We start from the raw sequence: 4,341 nt of genomic DNA on the forward strand, positions 1-4,341 counted from the left end.
CCGGGGCACGGGCGTACCGGGTTCAGCCCCGCAGGACCTCGCCGACCAGGGCGCGGGCCTCGTCCTGCACCCGGGCGAGGTGCTCGTCGCCGTGGAAGGACTCGGCGTAGATCTTGTACACGTCCTCGGTGCCCGAGGGCCGGGCCGCGAACCAGGCGTTCTCCGTACAGACCTTGATGCCGCCGATCAGGGCGCCGTTGCCGGGGGCCTTGGCGAGGACGGCGGTGATCTTCTCCCCGGCGATCTCGCCGGCGCCGACCCGCTCCGGGGAGAGCCGGGCCAGGCGGGCCTTCTGCTCGCGGTCGGCGGGGGCGTCCACCCGGGCGTAGGAGGGGGCGCCGTGGCGCTCGGTCAGGTCGCGGTAGCGGGCGCTGGGGGTCTCGCCGGTGACGGCGGTGATCTCGGCGGCCAGCAGGGCGAGCAGGATGCCGTCCTTGTCGGTGGTCCACACCCCGCCGTCGCGGCGCAGGAAGGAGGCGCCGGCGCTCTCCTCGCCGCCGAAGCCGATCGAGCCCTCCAGCAGGCCGTCGACGAACCACTTGAAGCCGACCGGGACCTCCACCAGGGCGCGGCCGAGGTCGGCGGCGACGCGGTCGAGCATCGAGGAGGAGACCAGGGTCTTGCCGACGCCCGCGTCGCCGGGCCAGTCGGCGCGGTGGCGGTAGAGGTAGTCGACGGCCACCGCCAGGTAGTGGTTGGGGTTCATCAGGCCGCCGTCGGGGGTGACGATGCCGTGCCGGTCGGCGTCGGCGTCGTTGCCGGTGGCGATGGCGTACTCGTCCTTGCGGCCGATGAGGGAGGCCATCGCGGCCGGGGAGGAGCAGTCCATGCGGATCTTCCCGTCCCAGTCCAGCGTCATGAACCGCCAGGTCGGGTCGGTCCGCGGGTTGACGACGGTCAGGTCCAGGCGGTGGGTCTCGGCGATGCGCGCCCAGTAGGCCACCGACGCGCCGCCCAGCGGGTCGGCGCCGATGCGCAGGCCCGCCTCCCGCACCGCGTCCAGGTCCAGGACGGAGGGCAGGTCCTCGACGTAGGCGGTGAGGTAGTCGTGGCGCCCGGTGGTGGCGGCGGCCAGCGCCCGCGCGTAGGGGACCTTCCTGACGCCGCGCATGCCCTCGCGGATCAGCTCGTTGGCGCGGTCCTGGATCCGGTTGGTGGCCTGCGAGCCGGCCGGCCCGCCGCTGGGCGGGTTGTACTTGAAGCCGCCGTCGCGCGGCGGGTTGTGCGAGGGGGTGACCACGATGCCGTCGGCGAGCGCGCGCGGGCTGCGCCGGTTGTGGGCGAGGATCGCGTGCGAGACCGCCGGGGTGGGGGTGTAGCCGTCGGCGGCGTCGATCAGCACGTGCACGCCGTTGGCGGCCAGCACCTCCAGGGCGGTGGCCTTGGCCGGCTCGGAGAGGGCGTGGGTGTCCGCGCCCAGGAACACCGGTCCCGCGACGCCCTGTTCGGCCCGGTACTCGCAGATCGCCTGCGTGGTCGCGGCGATGTGGTCCTCGTTGAAGGCCCCGTCCAGCGACGAGCCCCGGTGCCCCGAGGTCCCGAACGCCACCCGCTGCCCGGGCTCCTGCGGATCCGGGTTCAGCGCGTAGTACGCCGTCACCAGCCGCGCCACGTCCACCAGGTCACCGGGCTGCGCCGGCTGCCCGGCCCGTGCGTGTGCCATCCGTCTTCTCCCGCCGAAAGTCGGTACTCGCGATACGTCCTCGCCCCGTGTTCACCGATCGTAGCCAGAACGCGACCGTGCCCCGAACCGCGCGAACGGCCCGGGGCACCACGGACGGACGGGGACGGCCGGGGGCGGAGGGCCTCAGCCGGGCAGCTGCTGGCGGTGGGCCGCCAGCTCCGGGGCGGTGGTGGTGGCGAGGAACTCCGTCACCCGGTACTGCGTCAACCCGGCCCGCACGAACGGGTCGGTGGCCACCAGCGCCTCGATCCGGGCCCGGTCCCCGCCCACCGCGAGGATCACCCCGCCGTCGCGCGGCACCTTGCGCCCCGAGGCGAGGAAGGTGCCCGCCGCGTAGTGCTCCTCGAGCCACGCGATGTGCCGCGGCAGCGCCTCCTCGATCGACTCCAGGGCGGCGGTGTACGTCAACTCCAGTACGAACATGGCGCCCAGGCTAGCGTCCGCCACCGCGCCCGGAGGGTGCCGACCCCCATCCTGCCAGCTCAGGGCAACGCTCCGGTAGGACGCAGCACACCCTTCTTCCGCCTTGCCGCGCCCCGCCCCGCGCCCGCAGACTCGTGCGCATCCCACCGCGAACCCCGCGCCTCCCGCCCTGCCCAGGGCGGCCGGCGCGCACGGCGTGCTGCCCGCACGCGGCGGGAGGCAGCTCACGAACGGCGAAGGGGGACACGCGACATGAACGAGGACCTGGTGCTGAGGGCACGGGTGCGGCTGCTGCTGAACGACGACTGGATCCTGTCCGGCGAGGACGCGCTGTGGGTCTACCGCACGCTGTTCGCGGTCAACCCGCGGGTCCACGCCCACCGGCTCGTCCACGCCCTGCTGGACGCGGTCCGCTCCCCGCTGGTGGCCGACCTGCCCCGGGCCCGGCTGGCCCTGCTGGAGGAGGCCGCGACGGCCACCGCCTGGATGGACAACGACCGGGACCCGTACCGGCCGATGCTCGTCAACGCCGTGTTCCACCGCCTCACCGCCCTGCGCGAACAGCTGGACGGTGCGGGGCAGTAGGTGATCACCCGATGGTTGCGGTACAACAATCCCTATTTGACGACTGATCGGAGAAATTCTGATATGAGCAGGTCAGGACTGTCACGCCGCGCCCTCCTCGCCTCGGCCGGCGCCGGCGCCGTCAGCGCCGTCATCGGCTGGAACACCGCCACCGAAGCCTGGGCCACCGAAGCCGACACCGGCGCCGGGACCGGGACCGGCGCCGGGACGGCCACGGGCGCCGACATCGCCCGACTGCCCGCCCTGGACGGCACGGTGACCCTCCAGGGCGCCGGCCTGGAACGCTTCGCCACCGACTTCGGCCACCTCGTCACCGCCACCCCCCGGGCCGTCCTGCGCCCCGGCTCAGTACGCGACGTGCAGCAGCTGGTCGCCTTCGCCCGCCGCCACCGCATCCCGGTGGCCGTCAACGGCCAGAGCGGCGACCTCGCCCAGCTCGGCGAGGCCGGCCTGGAGTCGCACTCCAGCTACGGCCAGGCCAACCCCCGCGGCGGCGTCGCCATCGACGCCCGCGGCCTGTCCAAGGTCCTGTCCGTACGCCCCGGGCGCGCCGTCGTCGAGGCCGGGGCCACCTGGGCGCAGGTCACCGAGGCCGGCCTGGCCGCGGGCTGGGTGCCGCCGGTGCTCACCGACTACCTGCACCTGACCGTGGGCGGCACGCTGAGCGTCGGCGGCATCGGCGGCGGCGTCCAGCGCCACGGCATGCAGGTCGACAACGTGCTGGAACTGGACGTCGTCACCGGCACCGGCGAACTGGTCACCGCCTCCCCCACCCGCAACCGGGAACTGTTCGAGGCCGTGCTGGCCGGCGGCGGCCAGGTCGCCGTCATCGTGCGCGCCACCCTCGCCCTGGTGAAGGTCCGCGAGCGCGCCCACGTCTTCTCGCTGTACTACGACGACCTGGACGCCTACCTCGCCGACCAGGAGAAGGTCATGGCCGAGCGCCGCTTCGACCTCCAGGTCGGCGACGTGGTGCGCAGCGAGGACGGTGCGCGCTGGCGGTACAAGGCGGAGCTGGTGGCGTTCGCGGACGCCGGGGGCGCGGTGGACCGGGCGGCGCTGCTGGCGGGGCTGCGCCCGGTGTCGAGCGAGGTGGTGGAGCAGAGCTGGCGGGAGTACGCGTTCCGGGTGGACGGCTTCGCCGGGTACCTGCGCGCGTCGGGGCTGTGGGCGCTGCCCAAGCCGTGGCTGAGCGTGTTCCTGCCGGCGTCCGCGGCGCGGGCGTTCATGGCGCGGGCGGCGGAGGTGCTGACCGCCGCCGACCTGGGGGCGGGGCTGCTGCTGTTCTACCCGTACCAGCGCTCGAAGGTGCGGGCGCCGCTGGCGGTGCTGCCCGGGCAGGAGGTGGGCTGGCACTTCGACCTGCTGGCGTTCCCGGGGCCGGGCTCGGACACGGCGGCGATGCTGGAGCGCAACCGGCGGCTGTACGACCTGGCGGTGGAGCTGGGCGGCAAGCGGTACCTGATCGGGGCGGTGCCGGGGATGACGGGGGCGGACTGGCGGCGCCACTACGGGGGGCTGTGGGAGACGGTGGCGCGGGCCAAGCGCCGCTGGGACCCGGCGGGGATCCTGACGCCGGGGCAGGGCATCCACGCGTCCTGACCGCTCCCCCGGTCCCGGGGCCGCCCGTGTCCGGCGCGGTGTCGGCG

4 protein-coding genes are annotated in these 4,341 nt (G+C 74.5%); 2 read left to right on the top strand and 2 right to left on the bottom strand.

Going from position 1 to position 4,341, the window contains the following annotated elements; genetic code table 11:
- Positions 1–22 precede the first annotated feature (22 nt).
- Together pgm and ACFU7Z_RS36935 are read right to left on the bottom strand one after the other, a co-directional pair.
- On the bottom strand, positions 23–1,663 hold the full coding sequence (gene pgm, locus ACFU7Z_RS36930; RefSeq protein ID WP_049656775.1) for a phosphoglucomutase (alpha-D-glucose-1,6-bisphosphate-dependent): 1,641 nt from the start codon (positions 1,661–1,663) through the stop codon (positions 23–25).
- A 144-nt stretch (positions 1,664–1,807) separates the two neighbouring features.
- Positions 1,808–2,107 carry a YciI family protein gene (locus tag ACFU7Z_RS36935; RefSeq protein WP_117485380.1) on the bottom strand — a complete coding sequence of 100 codons (300 nt, stop codon included), beginning with the start codon at positions 2,105–2,107 and terminating at the stop codon, positions 1,808–1,810.
- 252 nt (positions 2,108–2,359) lie between these two features.
- Between ACFU7Z_RS36935 and ACFU7Z_RS36940 the strand changes: the two genes are divergently transcribed.
- A complete protein-coding gene (locus ACFU7Z_RS36940; RefSeq protein ID WP_049656779.1) occupies positions 2,360–2,692 on the top strand; it encodes a hypothetical protein in 333 nt (110 codons plus the stop codon).
- Between the two features lie 63 nt (positions 2,693–2,755).
- On the top strand, positions 2,756–4,294 hold the full coding sequence (locus tag ACFU7Z_RS36945) for an FAD-binding protein (protein WP_380782450.1): 1,539 nt from the start codon (positions 2,756–2,758) through the stop codon (positions 4,292–4,294).
- Positions 4,295–4,341 lie beyond the last annotated feature (47 nt).

The organism is Kitasatospora sp. NPDC057518 (assembly GCF_042802075.1).
GTDB lineage: Bacteria > Actinomycetota > Actinomycetes > Streptomycetales > Streptomycetaceae > Kitasatospora.